This is a genomic window from Promicromonospora sp. NPDC023805, assembly GCF_040639635.1.
GTDB lineage: Bacteria > Actinomycetota > Actinomycetes > Actinomycetales > Cellulomonadaceae > Promicromonospora.
Window position 1 is genome coordinate 56463 of the sequence record NZ_JBFAAH010000020.1, and the last position, 18119, is coordinate 74581.

The window sequence follows — 18119 nt, forward strand, 5'->3', positions numbered from 1 at the left end:
CGCTGCGGTACCTAATTTCCGGCGAGCCGCAGCGGCCCGCGCGGATAGGCTGTGCCCCATGTCTTCCGCACGCCTCATCCAGGGCGACGTGCTCCGCATGTCGTCCCTCTTCGTCCGTACCCTGCGCGAGGACCCGGCCGAGGCCGAGGTCGCCAGCCACAAGCTCCTCGTGCGGGCCGGGTACATCCGCCGCGCCGCCCCGGGCATCTACTCGTGGCTGCCGCTCGGCCTGCGTGTGCTGGCCAAGATCGAGGCGATAGTCCGCGAGGAGATGGTCGCCATCGGCGGCCAGGAGGTGCACTTCCCGGCGTTGCTGCCGCGGGAGCCCTACGAGGCCACCGGCCGCTGGGAGGAGTACGGCGCCGGCCTGTTCCGCCTCAAGGACCGCAAGGGCGGCGACTACCTCCTCGCGCCCACGCACGAGGAGATGTTCGCGCTCCTGGTCAAGGACCTGTACTCGTCGTACAAGGACCTGCCGGTCACGCTGTTCCAGATCCAGACCAAGTACCGCGACGAGGCGCGCCCCCGCGCCGGCCTGATCCGCGGGCGCGAGTTCATCATGAAGGACTCGTACTCCTTCGACGTCAAGGACGAGGGCCTGGACGTCAGCTACCAGAAGCACCGCGAGGCGTACGAGAAGATCTTCACGCGCCTCGGCCTGGAGTACGTGATCGTCTCCGCGATGTCGGGCGCCATGGGCGGATCCCGCTCCGAGGAGTTCCTGAGCCCCTCGCCGATCGGCGAGGACACCTTCGTGCGCTCGCCCGGCGGCTACGCCGCCAACGTGGAGGCAGTGGTCACGCCCGTCCCCGAGGCGATCCCCTACGACGACGCCCCCGCGGCGCACGTCGAGGACACCCCCGACACCCCCACCATCGCGACCCTCGTCGCGGTGGCGAACGAGAAGTTCCCGCGCCCCGACCGGCCCTGGACCGCCGCCGACACCCTGAAGAACGTGGTGCTCGCCCTCGTCCAGCCCGACGGGACCCGCGAGCTCGTCGTGATCGGTCTGCCCGGCGACCGCGAGGTGGACCTCAAGCGCATCGAGGCCGCGCTGACCCCCGCCGAGCCCGAGGCCGCCACCGAGGAGGACTTCAAGAAGTTCCCCGCGCTGGTCAAGGGCTACATCGGCCCGCAGGCGCTCGGCCCCCAGGGTGAGCAGATCGAGGGCGCCGACGGCGAGAAGGTCCCCGCCATCCGCTACCTCCTCGACCCCCGCGTGGTGCCCGGCACCCGCTGGATCACCGGCGCCAACGAGCCCGGCAAGCACGTGTTCGACCTCGTCGCGGGCCGTGACTTCACCGCTGACGGCACCGTCGAGGCCGCCGAGGTGCGCGCCGGTGACCCGGCGCCCGACGGCTCCGGCCCGCTGGAGCTCGCCCGCGGCATCGAGATGGGCCACATCTTCCAGCTCGGCCGCAAGTACGCCGAGGCGCTGGGTCTGGTCGTGCTCGACGAGAACGGCAAGCAGGCAGTCGTCACGATGGGCTCGTACGGCGTCGGCGTCACGCGTGCGCTCGCCGCGCTCGCGGAGGCCAACCACGACGAGCGTGGTCTGGCGTGGCCCGCGCACGTCGCCCCGGTGCACGTGTACCTGATCGCGACCGGCAAGGGCACCGAGGTGTACGAGGCCGCCGAGTCCATCGCCACGGACCTCGCGGCCCGCGGCGTCGAGGTGCTCTACGACGACCGGCCCACGAAGGTCTCGATGGGCGTGAAGTCCAAGGACGCCGAGCTGCTCGGCGCCCCGCTCGTGGTCGTGGTGGGCAAGGGCCTGGCCGACGGCTTGGTCGAGGTCCGGCCGCGCGTCGGCGAGGCGGAGCAGCTGCCGGTGGCCGGCGTCGCGGAAGCGGTAGCGGAAAAGGTAGCGGCCCTGCTCGCCTGAGCGGCCTCGCAGGTCGAGCTTGTCGAGACCGGTCCCGACAAGCTCGACCAGCGGGATCGACAAGCTGGACCAGCGGGAGTCGCGCCGGGAGCTCAGGCGCGTTCTGGGAGGCCCGGGAAGGGGATCGCCGGGGCGCCCCACTGGGCGGCCGCCAGCGTCGTGTCCGTCATGAGGGCGACCAGGATGGCGCGGGTGCCTGGCTCGGCCACACCGACCAGCGTCGCGTAGTTCTGCGTGAGGTCGTTCTCGAGGTCGCGGACCAGGTCCGGCGTCGCCGTCTCCGGTCCGGGTACCGCGTAGGCGACCCGGCGCGGATCCTGGTCGGTCCCGTCCACGCCGGCCACGAGGGCCCAGGCCTGTGCTCGTGCGCGGTGCACGCGGGCCCGGTCGTAGGCCCGGGTGCGGACGTCGCCGTCGGCCTGCGCCGCACGCACCTCGAGGGCGTAGGCGGCGGTGTCCTCGGCCAGGACCAGGGTGGCGAGCTCCTCCGCCGACAGACCGGTGGGGACGGCAGCGGGCCCTTCCGTGGCCGACGCCGGAGCCGTCGAGGTCTCGCTCGGCTCGGCGTCGTCCTCGAGGGGTTCGGGGATCTGGGTCGAGGGGAGCGCGGGGGCGCGCGCACCGGTCAGCCGAGCGAGGTTCCACGCGTACCGCGCCTGGGCGGCGGAGACCGAGCCGAGCAGGCGACCGAGGGGGCCCGACTGTGCCTGGTCGGCGGCGGCCCGGGTGCGGGTCGCGGCATCGCCGAGCGAGGTGACGACCGCCCCGGGCGTCTGCTCCGGCGTGGTCGCGGAGGGCGAGGCGCCCGATCGTTCGGTCACTATGTCGCCCAGGCCGGAGTCGTACTCGCCGCCGAGCTGCTGTGCCTGGAGGGCAGTGGCCTCGGCGATGGCCGTCAGCTCTGCGGCCACGTCGGGCTTGACCCCATCGGCCACCGCTGCGGTGCCTGCCTGATCGGCCACGAGCAGCGCGTCGGCCACGGCGGTGCGTCGCACCACCTCCACCGCGTCCGGAACCGGCTCGGTGGGTGGCGGCGACTCGAGCCGCACGCCGCAACCTGAGAGAATGATCGCGCAGGTCAGGGCCAGCGCGGTCAGGGCTGACCGGCTTCGGGTGCGGGCCCTCGGGCCGTTGGGGTTCATCGTGGCCGATGATGTCATGTTCCAGAAGCCGATTCGTGCCCTGACCGATTGCGGTCGGGTCACGGACGTCACGTTCTACGCGAAGTGCCGAGGCCCGGCGCTTCGTTACGCTTGACGCAGACAACAACAGCACATCGGTCGAACCGTTCCGGCTCGAACCGTGCCCCCGCGCACGTGGGGGAGCCGACGGGAGGCAGTCGATGACACAGCAGGCGGATGCGGTCCGCGAGGTGGTAGGACCGGTGGTCGAGACCGCGGGGCTGTACCTCGAAGAGGTGACCGTCACCCGGGCGGGGAGCGCGTCGGTGGTGCGGATCACGATCGACCTGCCGGACGACGCCCTGGGCAGCCTCGACTCCGACAGGCTCGGCGACGCCTCGCGAGCCATGTCGGCGGCACTGGACGAGGACGACGTCGTCGCTGGGGCCTACACGCTCGAGATATCGACGCCGGGCACGTCCCGGCCACTGACCGAGCTGCGGCACTACAAGCGCGCCCGGACCCGGCTGGTCACGCTGAAGATGATGGACGGCGAGCGCGTCGAAGGCCGGCTCACCGACGTGCTTGACGACGGTGACGGCGACGTCCTGGTGCTCGACGGCGAGAGCCGGATCCCGCTGGGCGACGTCCGCCGGGGCAAGGTAGAGGTGGAGCTCAAGAAGCTCGACGCCCAGGATGCCGAGGTATCGGAACTGGGCGAGAGTGCAGGTGAAGACACCGACGACGACTCGGACGGTGCTGGTTCGTACAACGCGACCGAGGGTCACCCCGGCCGCAACGAGGAAGGCTGACATGGACATCGACATGACGACCCTGCGGATGCTGGAGCGCGAGAGGGACCTCAGCCTGGACATCCTCGTCGCGGCCATCGAGCAGGCGCTCCTCTCGGCCTACCACCGGACTCCTGACGCGTACAACCGCGCCCGCGTCGAGGTGGACCGCGCGTCGGGCCACGTGACCGTGTGGGCCCGCGAGGAGCTCCCCGCGCCCGAGGACCGGGAGGACCCGGAGGCTCGTCCCGTCGTCGAGTACGGGCCCGAGTTCGACGACACGCCGCAGGACTTCGGCCGGATCGCCACCGCCACGGCCCGCCAGGTGATCGTGCAGCGGCTGCGGGACGCCGAGGACGACCAGGTGCTTGGCACCTTCCGCGGCAAGGAGGGCGAGGTCCTCGCCGGCGTCATCCAGCAGGGTCGCGACCCGCGCATGGTGCTGGTGGACGTGGGCGGCACCGAGGCGATCCTCCCGCCGCACGAGCAGGTACCCACCGAGGAGTACGTGCACGGTGAGCGCCTGCGCGCCTACGTGGTCGAGGTGAGCCGCGGGATGAAGGGCCCGCAGATCACGCTGAGCCGTACGCACCCGAACCTCGTGCGGAAGCTCTTCGAGCTCGAGGTCCCGGAGATCGCCGACGGTTCGGTGGAGATCACCGCCATCGCCCGCGAGGCGGGGCACCGCACCAAGATGGCGGTCCGCACCCGGGTGTCCGGGCTCAACGCCAAGGGCGCCTGCATCGGCCCGATGGGCGCACGCGTCCGCGCGGTGATGGCCGAGCTGCACGGTGAGAAGATCGACATCGTCGACCACAGCGACGACCCGGCGTCCTTCGTGCAGAGCGCGCTGTCGCCCGCACGTGTGTCGTCCGTCACAGTGGTGGACGCCGACGCCCGCGCCGCACGCGCCATCGTCCCCGACTACCAGCTGTCCCTCGCGATCGGCAAGGAGGGGCAGAACGCCCGTCTCGCCGCGAAGCTGACGGGCTGGCGCATCGACATCCGCTCCGACGAGGCTGCCGACGCCGACGCAGGTGGCGCGGCTTCCGACACGCAGAGCGGCCGGTAACGCCCGGTGGGCCGGCGCGGTAGACTGTCTGAGTCTGGGCCACGTGCCCGTCCTTCGACATACCCCGTTCCGCCCCTCAAGGGTCCGGTGCGCACGTGTGTCGGATGCCGGGAGCGCGACCAGCGGTCTGCACTCCTGCGTCTGGTGCTGGACACCCCGATGCATGATGACGCCGTGGAAGCCTCACGGCGCATCGTCATCGACGTCCGTGCCTGCCTACCGGGTCGCGGTGCCTGGGTTCACCCGGAACCGCGGTGCCTGGAGCTCGCTGAGCGTCGCAGGGCCGTACCGCGCGCACTGCGCGTCGACGGGCCCCTCGACCTCGGCGAGGTACGAGCACACCTCGACCAGTGAGTGCATCAACCGCAGGACTGTTCCGACCGGACGCGACGTGCGTCGGGCCGAATTATGCGATTCGTCGACAAGGAAGCGGGTCAGACGCCGATGGGCACCCGATGAGCCCCCAGCGATGAGTACTCAGTACTAACGGTGGTCCTCCCTGTCTTGGGATGGACCGAGACAGGAGAGTTGTGGCTAAGGTCCGCGTCTACGAGCTCGCAAAAGAGCTCGGAGTGGAAAGCAAGACCCTGCTTGGCGAGCTGAAGTCGGCAGGCGAATACGTTCGCTCGGCGTCCTCGACGCTCGAGCCGCCCGTCGTGCGGCGCATGCGCGACAAGTTCCCCGCCGGTGGCGCAGCGGGCCCGTCCGACAAGGACGCGGCGAAGCCCTCACAGGGCGCACCCAAGCCGGCCGCGAAGCCCGCGGCCCAGAAGCCTGCCGAGTCGACCCCGGCGCCTGCACCGAGCAGGGCAGAGGCCGCGCCGACCCCGGCGCCCGCCCCGGCCCCCAGCCCGGCTCCGGCTCCGAGCAGCCCCGCGCCGGCGGCACCCGCCCCGGCCCCGGCTCCGGCAGCTGAGAGCCAGGCGGCGCCTGCGGCGTCCGCCACGTCAGCAGCGGGCCCCAAGCCCGGTGCCCCCAAGCCCGCCGCGGCCCCCAAGCCCGGTGCGCCGAAGCCTGCCGCCGCTGCGCCCTCCGGCGCGCGTCCGGCACGGGACGGCAACCGTGGTGGCCGTCCCGGTGGCGACCGTCCCGGTGGCGGTAACCCGCGTCCGGGCAACAACCCGTTCGCACCCAGCCAGGGCATGCCCCGTCCCGGTGGCGGCCGTGGTCGTCCGGGTGCTGGTAGCAGCGACCGTCCGGGTGGCAGCGACCGTCCGGGTGGCAACGAGCGTCCCGGTGGCAACGAGCGTCCCGCAGCCGGCGGCAACCCGCGTCCGGGCAACAACCCGTTCGCGCCCAGCCAGGGCATGCCGCGTCCGGGGCAGCGCCCCGAGCGCACCGAGGCTCCCAGCGGCGAGCGCTCCGGCGGCCCCCGTCCGGGTGGCCCCCGTCCTTCGGCACCTCGTCCCGGTGGTACCGGTGGCGGCGGTCCGCGCCCGAACCCCGGCATGATGCCGGGCAAGACCTCCATGCCGCGTCCGGGTGACCGCCCGGCTCCGGGTGGTGGCGGTCGTGGCCGTCCCGGTGGCGGCGCAGGCCGTCCTGGTGGTGCCGGTGGCGGCGCCGCAGGTGCAGGCGCTCCGGGTCGTCCCGGTGGCGGCGGCGGCTTCGGCGGTCCGCGTCGTGGTGCCGGTGGTCGCGGTGCGACACAGGGTGCCTTCGGGCGCGCCGGTGGTAAGCCGGTCCGCGGGCGTAAGTCGCGTCGGGCGAAGCGCCAGGAGTTCGAGGCAATGCAGGCCCCGTCGCTCGGTGGCGTGCAGGTCCCTCGCGGCAACGGCACCACCGTCGTCCGGCTGCGCCACGGCGCCTCGCTGAACGACTTCGCCGACAAGATCGACGCGAACCCCGCGGCGCTCGTGACCGTGCTGTTCCACCTGGGCGAGATGGCCACGGCCACGCAGTCGCTCGACGAGGACACGTTCGGCACGCTGGCCACGGAGCTCGGCTACCAGATCGAGATGGTCTCGGCCGAGGAGGAGGACCGCGAGCTGCTCGGGGCCTTCGACATCGACCTGCAGGCCGAGGAGGACGACGAGTCCGACGAGGACCTGGAGATCCGTCCGCCGGTCGTGACCGTCATGGGTCACGTCGACCACGGTAAGACCAAGCTCCTCGACGCGATCCGTAACGCGGACGTCGTCGCGGGCGAGCACGGCGGGATCACGCAGCACATCGGTGCGTACCAGATCACGCACGAGCACGACGGCACCGAGCGTGCCATCACGTTCATCGACACCCCGGGTCACGAGGCGTTCACCGCCATGCGTGCTCGTGGTGCACAGGTCACCGACATCGCGATCCTCGTGGTCGCGGCCGACGACGGTGTGATGCCGCAGACGGTCGAGGCCCTGAACCACGCGCAGGCGGCAGGTGTGCCGATCGTGGTCGCGGTGAACAAGATCGACGTCGAGGGTGCCAACCCCTCGAAGGTCCGTCAGCAGCTCACCGAGTACAACCTGGTGGCCGAGGAGTACGGCGGCGACACGATGTTCGTCGACGTCGCGGCGAAGCCGGGCATCGGTATCGACAGCCTGATCGACGCGGTCCTGCTCACCGCGGACGCGTCGCTCGACCTGCGGGCGAACCCGACCAAGGACGCACGCGGTGTGGCCATCGAGGCGAACCTCGACAAGGGTCGCGGTCCGGTGGCGACGGTGCTGGTCCAGGCCGGCACGCTGCACGTCGGTGACGCGATCGTCGCGGGAACGGCCTACGGCCGCGTCCGTGCGATGTTCGACGAGCACGGCAACGCGGTCGAGGCGGCCACCCCGGCCCGCCCGGTCCAGGTGCTCGGTCTCACGAGCGTCCCGGGCGCCGGCGACACGTTCCTCGTGGCGCCCGACGACCGGACCGCTCGCCAGATCGCCGAGAAGCGTCAGGCGGCGGAGCGTGCAGCGACGCTGGCCAAGCGCCGCAAGCGGATCAGCCTCGAGGACTTCGACGTCGAGCTCAAGAAGGGCAAGGTCGAGAGCCTCAACCTCATCCTCAAGGGCGACGTGTCCGGTGCCGTCGAGGCACTGGAGGACGCGCTGCTCAAGATCGATGTGGGCGAAGAGGTCGAGCTGCGTGTCATCCACCGTGGTGTGGGTGCGATCACGCAGAACGACGTCAACCTCGCGACCGTCGACAGCGCCGTGATCATCGGCTTCAACGTGAAGTACGGCGAGCGCGTCGAGGAGCTGGCGGAGCGCGAAGGCGTCGACGTCAAGTTCTACTCGGTCATCTACCAGGCGATCGAGGACGTCGAGGCAGCCCTCAAGGGCATGCTCAAGCCGGAGTACGAGGAGGTCCAGCTCGGGACCGCGGAGATCCGCCAGGTCTTCCGTTCCTCGAAGTTCGGCAACATCGCCGGTTCGATGGTTCGTTCGGGCAGCATCCGCCGCAACTCGAAGGCGCGTGTGCTCCGCAACGGCACGGTCGTGGGCGACAACCTCACCATCGAGTCGCTGCGTCGCGAGAAGGACGACGTCACCGAGGTCCGCGAGGGCTTCGAGTGCGGTATCGGTCTCGGGTCGTTCAACGACGTCGCCGATGGCGACACCATCGAGACGTTCGAGATGCGCGAGAAGCCGCGCGTCTGACGCTGATGGTTCATTGAGTGCGGGGTATTCGCCCGGCCGGCTCGTCCGGACCGGGCGGATACCCCGCACTCACGCTGAAAGGATCAATGCTCATGGTCGACACCCCGAGATCTCGCAAGCTCGCCGACCGCATCAAGGTGATCGTCGCGCAGATGATCGATACGCGGATCAAGGATCCGCGGCTCGGTTTCATGACGGTCACGGACGTCCGGGTGACCGGCGACCTGCAGAACGCCTCGGTGTTCTACACGGTCTACGGCTCGGACGAGGAACGGGAAGGTACGGCCGCGGCGCTGAAGAGCGCCACCGGCCTGATCCGCTCCGAGGTGGGCAAGCAGACAGGCATCCGCCTGACGCCCACCCTCGAGTTCCACCTGGACTCCGTCCCGGACACCGCCGCCAACCTCGACGCCGCTCTGATCGAGGCTCGCAAGCGCGACGCCGAGCTCGAGGCGCTGCGTGCCGGTGCCCGGTACGCGGGCGACGAGGACCCCTACAAGAAGCCGCGCGAGGCCGACGAAGAGTCCGAGTGACCTCCGTCCCGTCCCTGACGGGCTGCGCCGACGCCACCTGTCGTCCGGTCGGAACCAGTGCGTTCCGGCCGGCGCGGGTGGCTTCGTCGTCTCCCGGCGCCGCGTGCCACCCCTGAGCCACTGGATACTGATACCCATGATTTCCCCCACCCCGCAGGCGCCGGTGCGCCGTCCGACGGCTGCCGACGGTTTCGTCGTCGTCGACAAGCCGCAGGGCTGGACCAGCCACGACGTCGTCGGGCGCATGCGGCGCCTCGCCGGGACGCGCAAGGTCGGCCACGCCGGCACGCTCGACCCCATGGCGACCGGCGTGCTCGTGCTGGGCATCGGCAAGGCGACCCGCCTGCTCACCTACGTGGTGGGCGCGGACAAGGACTACGACGCGACGATCCGGCTCGGTGTCGCGACCACCACGGACGACGCCGAGGGTCAGGTTCTCTCCGTGGCCGAGTCCGGCGCCGTCGAGCGGGTGGACCGGGCCGCGCTGGACGCGGCCATCGCCGATCTCACGGGCGACATCCAGCAGGTGCCGACGTCGGTGTCCGCGATCAAGGTGGACGGCAAGCGCGCCTACGCGCTGGTCCGGGCGGGGGAGACCGTCGAGCTGCAGGCACGACCGGTCACGGTGTCCCGCTTCGACGTCCTGGCTGTCCGCCCGGTCACGGCGACGGTGCCGGACGCCGACCCGGTGGAGGTCTATGTCGACGATCCCGCCGACCGGGATCCCGGCGCGGTGCCGGGCGTGGCGCCTACCGCGGCCGAACCGGGGAGCGGCCCGACCCGCGACATACCGGCCGTCGACATCGACGTCCGCGTCACCGTCTCCTCCGGGACCTACGTGCGCGCCCTGGCGCGCGACCTGGGTGTCGCCCTCGGCACCGGCGGACACCTGACGGCGCTCCGCCGCACCCGCGTGGGCGGCTACGACCTCGCGGGTGCCCGTACGCTGGAACAGCTGGAGACGCAGACCGACGCCGACGGCACGCTGGCCACCCTGCCGATGGCCAAGGCGGCCCGGGGCACGTTCCCGGTGCGTGAGCTGGACGAGGACGAGGTCCGGGCGCTCGGCTACGGGCAGTGGGTCGCGCCGTCGGGCCGCCCTGAGGTGGTTGCGGCCCTGTCGCCGTCGGGCGAGCTCGTGGCGCTGCTGGAGGACACACGACGGCGGGGCGACAACCTCGCCAAGCCCGTGCTGGTGCTCGCGGCGGCCGGCTGAGCCGGGCCGACGCCGACCGGCGCGGCTCAGGCGGGGGCGGCCAGTGCCGCTGCGCGCCGGGCGCTGCCGGTCGCGCGGGCATGACCCACGACGGACAGCAGCACCCCGGCTCCGGCCCAGAGGGCGAGCGCCAGCCAGGCCGCTGAGGCGTCGGCGTCGGGGAAGTACGAGACGTCGCGCAGCAGCGTCGCGCTGGCGCCTGGCGGCATCCACTGGCCGATCGCGCCCCAGTGCCACGGCAGGAACTCGGGCGGCATCGCCGCACCCGAGATCGGGTTGCCGACCAGCATCATGAGTACCGGGCCCAGCGCGATGCCCGGGCTGCCGAGCACCGCGACGAACCCGGTGATGGGTGCGGCGATCGCGGCGATCGAGAGAGCGAGAGCGGCTCCGTCGAGCAGCCAGTCGCCCTGGATCGTGCCGAACCAGAAGTGCAGGATCCCTACGAGGATCCCGCCGCCGACCACCGAGTACACGGTGACGGCGAGCACCCGGCGCAGGGCACCCGTCACGGCGACCGAGATGCCGATGCCACCGATCATGCCGCCCAGGAGGATCGGGAACATCGCTGCGGCCAGACCGGAGCCGCGGGGGTCGTCGGCGGACAGCGGAACCACGTCGGTGACGGTCACCTCAGGAACCTCCGGCAGCGGGGGAGGTGTCGCCCCTCCCTGGGCGGCGGCCAGTGCCTCCGCCGTCGCGTCGGCGGCCTGCTCCTGGATGCCCTGCTGCAGCTGCGCGGCGATCTGCGTCATGAGCTGGTGCGTGGCAGTGCTCGCTGCGGTCGCGGTGAGCACCTCGGGTGCCTCGCCCGCCGCAGGGTCGCCCAGCACGAGGCCGCCGTAGACCTCGCGGGACCCGATGGCCGCGACGGCGTCAGCCCGGTTGTCTGTCTCTATCAGCTCGACGCTTCCGGGCTGCGCCTCGTCGAGGCTTTCGCGGAGGGCGGTGACTGCGTCATCTGACCCGACGACGGCGACCGGCAGGTTGTGCGGCTCGGCGGTGACCGAGGGCCACGAGAACGCGAGCACGAACACCGTGAGCACGAGGGTGAGGGCTAGGGCGACGCCGATGACCCGGCCCGCCGGGGTGGGGGGCGCTGGTGCGTCGTAGGACATGGGGAAGGCTCCGTCTCGATAAAAAACGAACGCTCGTTCTTTATGGATAACCATGCTCCGCGACCGTATGCTTGTCAATCGCCTGGGCGTCACCCAGGCCCGACGACGGGAGGTGGCCGGTGCCGAAGATCAGCGACGCGCGGCGCGACGCCCGCCGCGCCCAGATCGTCGAGGCCGCCATGCGTGTGTTCGCCACCAAGGGCTACCAGCACACCTCGATGGCCGAGATCATCGCCGAGGCGGGTCTCTCGACCGGCGCGGTCTACGGCTATTTCGAGAGCAAGCGTGACCTGTTCTCGGCTGTGGCCCGGAGGACGCTCGGCCGCAGAAACGCGGACCTGGAGGCGGCAGCGGCCGCGGGCCGCCCACCCGCGCCCGGGGAGGTGCTGGGAATTGTGGTCAACGGGCTGGTGTCTGAAGGCATCGATCTGCGACTCCTGCTCCAGCTGTGGGGCGAGGCGACGGTGAACCCCGACATGCGGGAGGTGCTCAACGCGGGGGTCAAGGTGCTCAGAGAGGCGTTCTCAGCGGCGCTGCGGCGCTGGTTCGAGGCGCATCCCGACCAGGCGCCCGACGGTATCGACGTCACCGTGGAGCGCCTGGTGCCCGTCGTCATGGGGATCGGGCAAGGCTTCATCGTCCAGTCGGCGATGATCGACGACTTTGATCCCCCGGCGTACCTGGAGTCGGCACGCCGGACCCTCCCGCACTGACGGGTCGCACCGACTAGCCGCGCCGAACTGCTGCGCGGGTCACGCGACTTCTGAAAGACGCCGTAGGCTTTTGGCGATCGGTGCGGGACGCGGCGCGAGCAGCCCCCGCGCCAGCGCCACCCGATTCATGAGGAGCAACCCGCGTGCAGCTGTGGACGGACCTGGAACAGGTTCCCCCGGGATTCGGGCCATCTGTGGTGACGATCGGCAACTTCGACGGCGTCCACCGCGGCCACCAGGCGGTGCTCGACCGCATCCTCCGGCTCGCCCGGAACGACGCGGCCAGCGCCGTCGCGGTGACGTTCGAGCCTCACCCGTCGGCCGTGCACCGGCCCGAGTCGGCTCCGGAGCTGATCACCGGCCTGCAGGACCGCTTGGCGCTCATGGAGCGCACGGGCCTGGACGCGACGCTGGTCGTGAACTACACGCTCGACTTCGCCGCTCAGACGCCCGAGGAGTTCGTCTCCCGGTACCTGGTGGACGGCCTGGGTGCCCGCACGGTGGTGGTGGGCCACGACGTGCGCTTCGGCAAGCAGAACGCCGGCACGCTCGCGACGATGGTCGAGCTCGGCGGGCAGCACGGCTTCGAGGTCGTCGCCATCGACGACGTCGGCGACTTCCTGCCGCCCGAGGGTGACGGGCACCAGCGCTGGTCGTCCACGGCGGTGCGCGCGCTGCTCGCGGAGGGCGACGTCGACCAGGCGGCCGACGTGCTCGGCCGCCCGCACCTCGTGCGCGGCACAGTGGTGCACGGCGACGCCAGGGGCCGCGAGATGGGCTTCCCGACCGCCAACCTCGGCGACATCACCGGGCTGGTCCCCGCCGACGGTGTCTACGCCGGGTGGCTGCGCCGCGGCACGGCCGCCACGTGCGCGAGCCTCGCCGGACCAGAGGGTGACCGGGCCGCCGTGTCCGGTGCGGGGATGGGGCAGGAGGAGATCCTCCCGGCCGCGATCTCCGTCGGCACCAACCCCACGTTCGACGGCGTGGAGCGCCGCGTGGAGGCGTACGTGCTCGACCGCACGGACCTCTACCTGTACGACCAGACGGTGGCGCTCGAGTTCGTGGCCCACCTGCGGCCCACGCTGCGCTTCGACGGCATGGAGCCGCTCATCACCCAGATGAACGACGACGTGGCGCGCGCCCGGAAGATCCTGCGCGCGTAGGGAGATCTTGCGGGCCTTCGTGCGTTGAGGTGGACATGACGCTCCTCGAACTGTCCGACCTGGTCGTCGGGTACGGCGGCAACGCCGTCTGCCCGCCGGTCTCGCTCACGCTGGCGCCCGGCGACGTCGTCGCCGTGATCGGGACCAACGGAACCGGCAAGTCCACGCTGCTGCGCACTGTGCTCGGTCTCCAGGAGCCGCTCTCGGGCACGGTCAGCGCGTTCGGGCGGGTGGTGGACGAGCGCGAGCGCGGGTTCCGCACCCGGGTCGCGGGCGTGCTGGACGACGACGCGTTCTTCCCCGGCGTGACCGTCCGCGAGCACCTGGTGCTCACGGCGCGCGGCCACGGCGTGCCCGACGCCGGTGCGGTCACCGACCAGGTGCTCGACCACGTGGGCATCAGCGGGCACGGCGGCGCGATGCCGCACACGCTGTCGTCCGGGCAGCGCCGCCGGTTCCTGCTGGCGAGCGCCCTGGTCCGGCCGCGCGACCTGCTCGTGCTCGACGAGCCGGAGCAGCGCCTCGACACCGCGATGCGCGCCCGGCTCGGCGACCTGCTGCGCGCCGAGGCCGCCGCCGGCACGGCAGTCCTGTTCGCGACGCACGACGACCGCCTGCTCGCCGCGACCGGCGCGAGCGCCCTGTACCTGTCCGACGACGGCGCCGTGCTGCTGCCTTCTGCCGACGCGCCGGGCGTGCTGGCGGGCTTCCGATGACCCGCGACGAGCCGGGCGCCGCCTTCTCGTCGCCGCTGCCCCCGCTGCCCCGGCTGGTCGGGGACGAGGAGGAGCAGCTCACCGGTGCCGAGCTGCGCCGGCTGACCGCGCGTGTCCGGGCGCACAACCTGCCTGCCGAGGCGGGCCGGGTGGCGATGGACGTCGGCGAGGTGGTGATCTCCCTCGCGATAGTCGCGCTGTACGTGTGGGGGTTCGGGGCGCCCGTGCGGGAGCTGCTCGGGTCGGACGCGACCCGCTTCGGGCTCGGACCAGGACTGATCCAGGCGATGGCGCTCGCGCTGGCGGTCGTTGCTGGTGCGGTGGTGGCGCTGCGCGTAGGTCCGGCGGGCCTGCCCGCGGCCGGGGTGCGCTGGTGGGTGCCGACCCCTGCCGACCGCGCGGGCCTGGCCTCGCCGTCGGTGGTGCGCACGGTGCTCGCCGGAATCGGCGCCGGCCTGGTCGCGGGCGGCGTGCCGGCGGCCTTCGTGGGCGTAGGCCTCACCGGCATACTCGCCGACGCCGCGTTCGGCGGCGCGCTCGGACTCGTGGTGGTGGCCGGCACGGGTGTGCTCCAGGTGACCGGGGCGGCGTCGGGCGACCGCGCGGGGAGAGCGCTCGTCCTGCTGCTCGCCGCCGTGCCGGTGGCCGGGCTCGGCCTGGCGCTCTGGGCCCCCGAGTGGGCCGCCTGGTCAGTGCCGTGGCCCGTGCTCGCGGCAGTGGTCGTCGTGGGCGGTGCGGTGCTCGCGGTCTGGGCCACCCGTCTGGATTTGCTCCGGGCCGGCGAGCTGCGCGCCCGCGCGTCGGCAGCCATGCAGGCCTCGGCAGCCCTGCTCTCGCTCGACAGCGGCGGCATGAGCCGCGCGCTCCTCAGCGGCGGCCCGACGGCGTCGCGCGTGCTGCCCTGGTTGCCCGGCACGGCTCGCGGGCCCGCCGGCGCGCTGCTCGCTGCCGACGCCACGCTCCTGGTCCGCTCGCCCGCAGCCCTGGCCGGGATGGTCGCGCTCGCCGCGACGGGCGCCGTCGCCGTCCAGGTGCCCGTGCTGGCGGACGGGATAGGGCTCTGGGCGGTCCTCGCGTGCGTCGGGTACGCAGGGGCGCTCGCGGGCGCCGTCGGGCCGCGGGCGGCGGGGGAGAACCCGCGGCTGGACTCGCTGGTGCCGCTGGGCGCCCGCGCCACCCGGGCCGTGCGCACCGCATGGCCGGTGCTGACGGCTGCGGTGGTGCTGCTGGCGGTCGCCGCGACCGTCGGGGGCGGGCAGTGGCTGGCGATGGCGGTGCCCGCCGCCGTGGTGCTCGGGGCCGCCGCCGTGCGGACCGCCTACCGCGGGCCGGTGCCGTGGGACGTGCCGATGATCGCGACGCCCGCGGGTGCCGTGCCGACCGGGCTGGTGCTGCACCAGTTCAAGGGTCTGGACCTGGCGGTGCTGGGCACGCTCCCGCTCGCGTGGGTGGCCGTCTCGGGAGTCGTGGCGCCGCCGATGGTCGCCGTGCAGGTGCTGTTCGCGGTCGGCGCGGTGCTGTGGGCGGCGCACGTCAAGCGCACCGCCTGATTCGGGTCTGGCCGAATCGGTCACGGGCGGGGGTGCGGTGCTCTCTGAGTTGGTGAAGGCCTTCACCCCCAGAGAAGGAGAGACCATGGTCCAGACCACTGAGGCGCTGCCCCAGGGTGAGCCGAACCACGCCCCCCACGAGGCGGTCGACCTGGCGCAGACGCCAGCCGGCCGCACGGTGCGGCGGATCGGGCACGGTGGCGTGTTCGTGCCCGCCGACCCGGACGACGTGGCCGAGCCGCACGAGAGCACGGCGACCCTCATGCCGCGCACCGAGGCGGCCGTGCGGCGTGACCTGCGCGAGGACCGCTTCGACGCGACGACGTCGTTCGACTACCTGCTGAGCGGCCTGGCCGCGAGCTACCCGGACGGGCACCTGCCCGTGGGCGGTCGCTTGAACGAGACCCGGGACGCGCTGATGCGCCTCGGCGCCGCCATGATCGAGCCCGCCGCCGCGCCCGGGCCGCTCGACGCAACGGTCCCCGCCGTCTACACGTACTGGGGCCAGTTCATCGACCACGACATCACCCTGAACACGAACGGGCCCGACGACGGCTCCGGCCCGGGCGGCGACAAGGCGCTCGGCGACGTCGTCAGCGACCCGTTCCGTGCGTTCCGGCCGAAGGTCGTCGTGCGCAGCCTCCACAACGGGCGCGTCCCGCTGCTCGACCTCGACAGCCTGTACGGCTCCGGCCCGCGGTTCGAGGGCGAGAAGGACCGCGGCACCACCCGCAGCGAGGCGGCGTACGTGCCGGGCTCGGTCAAGCTGCGGCTCGGCCGGGTCGCCACCGAACCGCTCGGGCCGTTCTCGCTCGTGGCCCCCGGCGACGACCCGCAGCGCGACCTGCCGCGCAGCTCCGAGCCGGGCAGCGAGCGCATGCCGTTGATCCCGGACAGCCGCAACGACGAGAACCTGGTCGTCGCGCAGTTCCACGTGGCGATGATCCGGTTCCACAACGCCACCGTCGACTGGGTGGCACGACACGAGCCGTGGTCGGCGACCACGCAGCGCGAGCTGTTCAACCGCGCGCAGCAGCTCGTCCGGTACCACTACCAGTGGCTGGTCGTGCACGACTACCTGCGCACGCTCACCAAGCCCGGCGTGCTGGACACGGTGCTCGCGACGGGGCCGAAGCTGTTCCGGCCCGCACGCCGCGTGTCGATGCCGCTGGAGTTCGCGGTGGCGGCGTTCCGGTTCGGGCACTCGATGGTGCGTGGCACCTACGACTACAACGTCAACTTCACGCGCAACGGCCCCGGTGGCACGGCGACGCTGGACCAGCTCTTCCAGTTCACGGGCAACGGCGGTCTGTCGCCGAGCCCCGCGAACCCGCTGCCCGCGCTGCCGTCGAACTGGCCCATCGAGTGGGCGCGGTTCACCGACAAGGGTGACGCGGCCGCCTTCCGCAAGGCCCGCAAGATCGACCCGTTCCTGGCCGACGGCCTGGGTGACCTGCTGAACGAGGGCAACGGGGCCGCGGGCTCGGTGCGGGCGCTGCTGAAGCACCTCGCGCAGCGCAACCTGCTGCGCGGGTACATGCTGGCGATCCCGACGGGCGAGGCGGTGGCCAAGGAGCTCGGGGCCCGGCCGCTCACGCCGGAGCAGCTCCGGCAGAACGCGTCGCCCGAGCTGGTGGCAGCGCTCGACGACCTGGACGGCACGCCGCTCTGGTACTACGTCCTCAAGGAGGCCGAGGTCCAGGGCAACGGCAACTTCCTGGGTGAGGTCGGCAGCCGTGTCCTCGTGGAGACGTTCCTCTACCTGCTGCGGCTGGACGACGAGTCGTTCATGCGCCGCCCCGGCCGCGACTGGACGCCGGCGCACGGCGTCCGGTTCGATGACCGGCGGCTCATCACGACGCTCCCGGACCTCTTGGTGTTCGCGGGCGTTCTCCCGATCCGGCACGACAAGGCGGGCCGCCCGATCTTCCGCAAGACCAAGAACGGCTACGCGGGCCACGACGGGGCGTGAAGGCGCGTGGTCGGTAGTTTGTCAGGTGGTCGGCAATCCGGACTGCCGATCACCTGACAAACTACCGACCACGCTGCAGGGTCCTGACCAGGCGCGACCAGAGACGAGCGTCATACGCGGCACCGCGTCCGCCGTCGGGCAGGGAGGCGTGGCACTGGTAATGTGGTACTGCCGTCTGAACGGCCGCGGATCGAGAGCGCCCCGGTGAACTAGTCCCGGAGCACCGCGCAACGACACTGAAGGAGAGCCATGCCGCTCGACACTGCCATCAAGCAGCAGATCATTTCCGAGTACGGAACCAAGCCGGGCGACTCGGGCTCGCCGGAGGTGCAGATCGCGCTCCTCACGCAGCGCATCAAGGACCTCACCGAGCACCTCAAGGAGCACAAGCACGACCACCACAGCCGTCGTGGTCTGCTGCTCCTCGTGGGCCAGCGCCGTCGTCTCCAGGGTTACCTCAAGGGGATCGACATCGCGCGCTACCGCGCCCTGGTCGACAAGCTCGGCCTGCGCCGCTGACATGACGCCCACCAGCCCGGCCCCCGCTGCGGGGGCCGGGCTGGTCTGGTGAGATAGATGCTGTAGTACGACAACAACGCGCCGCCCGTGACCTCGTCCGGTCCTCGGTAGTGGCTTCCCGAACACCTCGCCCGTGGCGAGCGGCGGTTCGGTAGGCCTCGATCGA

Annotated in this window: 15 protein-coding genes; 13 read left to right on the top strand and 2 right to left on the bottom strand. The window is 72.0% G+C overall.

The window, feature by feature from the left end; all coding sequences use genetic code 11:
• The first annotated feature begins 58 nt into the window (after window positions 1-58).
• Window positions 59-1885, top strand: a complete 1827-nt coding sequence (locus tag AB0F70_RS19140) for a proline--tRNA ligase (RefSeq protein WP_357451625.1) — start codon at window positions 59-61, stop codon at window positions 1883-1885.
• A 92-nt stretch (window positions 1886-1977) separates the two neighbouring features.
• Here the strand turns inward: AB0F70_RS19140 and AB0F70_RS19145 are convergent, their stop codons facing one another.
• On the bottom strand, window positions 1978-3027 hold the full coding sequence (locus tag AB0F70_RS19145; protein ID WP_357451628.1) for a DUF4439 domain-containing protein: 1050 nt from the start codon (window positions 3025-3027) through the stop codon (window positions 1978-1980).
• A 200-nt stretch (window positions 3028-3227) separates the two neighbouring features.
• On the opposite strand from AB0F70_RS19145, the gene AB0F70_RS19150 reads away from it, so the two are divergent.
• From AB0F70_RS19150 to truB, 6 genes are all read left to right on the top strand, one after another.
• Window positions 3228-3818 carry a ribosome maturation factor RimP gene (locus tag AB0F70_RS19150; RefSeq protein WP_357451631.1) on the top strand — a complete coding sequence of 197 codons (591 nt, stop codon included), beginning with the start codon at window positions 3228-3230 and terminating at the stop codon, window positions 3816-3818.
• Between the two features lies 1 nt (window position 3819).
• The gene (nusA, locus tag AB0F70_RS19155; protein ID WP_357451634.1) at window positions 3820-4869 is read left to right on the top strand and encodes a transcription termination factor NusA; all 1050 of its coding nucleotides are present in this window, start codon (window positions 3820-3822) and stop codon (window positions 4867-4869) included.
• A gap of 144 nt (window positions 4870-5013) precedes the next feature.
• Window positions 5014-5223 (top strand): YlxR family protein, encoded by a 210-nt coding sequence (locus AB0F70_RS19160; protein ID WP_357451637.1) that lies wholly within the window; start codon window positions 5014-5016, stop codon window positions 5221-5223.
• A gap of 176 nt (window positions 5224-5399) precedes the next feature.
• On the top strand, window positions 5400-8450 hold the full coding sequence (gene infB / locus AB0F70_RS19165) for a translation initiation factor IF-2 (RefSeq protein WP_357451640.1): 3051 nt from the start codon (window positions 5400-5402) through the stop codon (window positions 8448-8450).
• 92 nt (window positions 8451-8542) lie between these two features.
• A complete protein-coding gene (gene rbfA, locus AB0F70_RS19170; RefSeq protein WP_357451643.1) occupies window positions 8543-8983 on the top strand; it encodes a 30S ribosome-binding factor RbfA in 441 nt (146 codons plus the stop codon).
• Window positions 8984-9119: 136 nt separating this feature from the next.
• Window positions 9120-10199, top strand: a complete 1080-nt coding sequence (gene truB, locus AB0F70_RS19175) for a tRNA pseudouridine(55) synthase TruB (protein ID WP_357451646.1) — start codon at window positions 9120-9122, stop codon at window positions 10197-10199.
• Window positions 10200-10225: 26 nt separating this feature from the next.
• Here truB and AB0F70_RS19180 read toward each other — a convergent pair whose 3' ends face one another.
• Window positions 10226-11317 carry a hypothetical protein gene (locus AB0F70_RS19180; protein ID WP_357451649.1) on the bottom strand — a complete coding sequence of 364 codons (1092 nt, stop codon included), beginning with the start codon at window positions 11315-11317 and terminating at the stop codon, window positions 10226-10228.
• A 119-nt stretch (window positions 11318-11436) separates the two neighbouring features.
• Here AB0F70_RS19180 and AB0F70_RS19185 point away from each other — a divergent pair, with 119 nt between their 5' ends.
• From AB0F70_RS19185 to rpsO, 6 genes are all read left to right on the top strand, one after another.
• Window positions 11437-12030, top strand: coding sequence for a TetR/AcrR family transcriptional regulator (locus tag AB0F70_RS19185; protein ID WP_357451653.1), 594 nt, complete (start codon window positions 11437-11439; stop codon window positions 12028-12030).
• Window positions 12031-12173: 143 nt separating this feature from the next.
• The gene (locus AB0F70_RS19190; RefSeq protein ID WP_357451656.1) at window positions 12174-13196 is read left to right on the top strand and encodes a bifunctional riboflavin kinase/FAD synthetase; all 1023 of its coding nucleotides are present in this window, start codon (window positions 12174-12176) and stop codon (window positions 13194-13196) included.
• Window positions 13197-13231: 35 nt separating this feature from the next.
• Complete coding sequence (locus tag AB0F70_RS19195) at window positions 13232-13912, top strand: ABC transporter ATP-binding protein (protein ID WP_357451659.1); 681 nt, start codon at window positions 13232-13234, stop codon at window positions 13910-13912.
• Complete coding sequence (locus AB0F70_RS19200) at window positions 13909-15462, top strand: DUF6297 family protein (protein ID WP_357451662.1); 1554 nt, start codon at window positions 13909-13911, stop codon at window positions 15460-15462. Before AB0F70_RS19195 ends, AB0F70_RS19200 begins: the two co-directional genes overlap by 4 nt.
• An 85-nt stretch (window positions 15463-15547) precedes the next feature.
• A complete protein-coding gene (locus tag AB0F70_RS19205) occupies window positions 15548-17434 on the top strand; it encodes a heme peroxidase family protein (protein WP_357451665.1) in 1887 nt (628 codons plus the stop codon).
• Between the two features lie 249 nt (window positions 17435-17683).
• A complete protein-coding gene (rpsO, locus tag AB0F70_RS19210; protein ID WP_357451668.1) occupies window positions 17684-17953 on the top strand; it encodes a 30S ribosomal protein S15 in 270 nt (89 codons plus the stop codon).
• Window positions 17954-18119 lie beyond the last annotated feature (166 nt).

Bases quoted from the DNA above. Each gene is read 5' to 3' on its own strand.
- AB0F70_RS19140 (WP_357451625.1), top strand. From the start codon at position 59: ATGTCTTCCGCACGCCTCATCCAGGGCGACGTGCTCCGCATGTCGTCC.
- AB0F70_RS19145 (WP_357451628.1), bottom strand. From the start codon at position 3,027: ATGAACCCCAACGGCCCGAGGGCCCGCACCCGAAGCCGGTCAGCCCTG.
- AB0F70_RS19150 (WP_357451631.1), top strand. From the start codon at position 3,228: ATGACACAGCAGGCGGATGCGGTCCGCGAGGTGGTAGGACCGGTGGTC.
- nusA (WP_357451634.1), top strand. From the start codon at position 3,820: ATGGACATCGACATGACGACCCTGCGGATGCTGGAGCGCGAGAGGGAC.
- rbfA (WP_357451643.1), top strand. From the start codon at position 8,543: ATGGTCGACACCCCGAGATCTCGCAAGCTCGCCGACCGCATCAAGGTG.
- truB (WP_357451646.1), top strand. From the start codon at position 9,120: ATGATTTCCCCCACCCCGCAGGCGCCGGTGCGCCGTCCGACGGCTGCC.
- AB0F70_RS19180 (WP_357451649.1), bottom strand. From the start codon at position 11,317: ATGTCCTACGACGCACCAGCGCCCCCCACCCCGGCGGGCCGGGTCATC.
- AB0F70_RS19195 (WP_357451659.1), top strand. From the start codon at position 13,232: ATGACGCTCCTCGAACTGTCCGACCTGGTCGTCGGGTACGGCGGCAAC.
- AB0F70_RS19200 (WP_357451662.1), top strand. From the start codon at position 13,909: ATGACCCGCGACGAGCCGGGCGCCGCCTTCTCGTCGCCGCTGCCCCCG.
- AB0F70_RS19205 (WP_357451665.1), top strand. From the start codon at position 15,548: ATGGTCCAGACCACTGAGGCGCTGCCCCAGGGTGAGCCGAACCACGCC.
- rpsO (WP_357451668.1), top strand. From the start codon at position 17,684: ATGCCGCTCGACACTGCCATCAAGCAGCAGATCATTTCCGAGTACGGA.